The following is a 1,040-nucleotide window of genomic DNA, read 5'->3' on the forward strand; positions in this document are numbered from 1 at the left end:
GATCGAGAAAAAACAGCAAACAAAAGCCCAGCAGAGCTTTTCGTTCTTGAGATAAAACGAGTAGCGCAAATGCAACTAGCATTAAAAAAGGGAACAGGCGAATTTTGTCGCGATACAAATAGAGTAGCGAGCACAACACTCCAAATCCGTATTTACTGACCCCGAGTAATTTAAATCCGCTTTGATAGCCTTGGGCGAAGTGCCATGCTGCGACTAGACCACAGATGATAAAAAGTAGGTAGGTGAAATAGACCATCACTCGCTCATCATCAAATGCACCGTAAGCGTAAAGTAAGCTCAGTAGACAAAGAATGGCTAGCCACTGAACGGTTTCGATCAATAGTGGGGCCAAAGGCACTCTGTTCAACAAACCATTGATAAATACATATCCAGTAAACAGCACCAAGAATCCGATACATGGGTGCAACAGTTGCTTTGCTCTTCCTTCTAAAATGATCAAGGCGATTAAGCCAACAGAAAGCAAACTTGCGATATCGGAAGGCGCAAGTGCCACGCCACCTACAGCGAATTTCACTGGGACAAAAAACAGTGCCAGAGTAATAGCTGCAAGGAGTGGAACGGTATTACTTATCGGTACAGAGCTGTTGGTAGATTCCATAATAGCCCTCTCGAAATTTGTCGATGGTGTAGAGTTTGGCTCGGTTGACGGAATAATGACTTGCCGAATTGTAAAGAGCCGCGTCTTCGCAAAGCTCTGCAACCTTTTGTGCAAGCCGATTGCTATCACCGACTTCGAACAGATATTCTGAGCTGCCGGTAACCTCATTTAATCCCGGAACATCGGACGAGAGTACGGGCAAACCTGCTGCCATCGCTTCTACGGCGGCGAGCCCGAATCCTTCAACGTGGGAAGATTGCACGTAGATATCCATATCGCTGAGAAAGAGAGGGATATCGGATACGACTCCGTGAAAATGCACGCGAGGTGAAACGTTTAACGATTGAGCGAGTCGTTGAAGCGAGGCTTTTCTTTCTCCATCTCCGGCAAGGTGTAAGTGGTAACACTCAGGCAGTTTTGC

1 protein-coding gene and 1 pseudogene are annotated in these 1,040 nt (G+C 46.3%); both read right to left on the minus strand.

Going from position 1 to position 1,040, the window contains the following annotated elements; translation table 11 throughout:
- Positions 1 to 619, minus strand: a pseudogene (locus tag R8N28_RS27070) (ligase); the annotation flags it as partial.
- Positions 585 to 1,040 (minus strand): glycosyltransferase (locus R8N28_RS27075; protein WP_318183899.1); only part of this gene is annotated, 456 nt, incomplete at its 5' end. The pseudogene R8N28_RS27070 and the gene R8N28_RS27075, both read right to left, overlap by 35 nt.

It is taken from the genome of Vibrio sp. Vb1554, assembly GCF_033344235.1.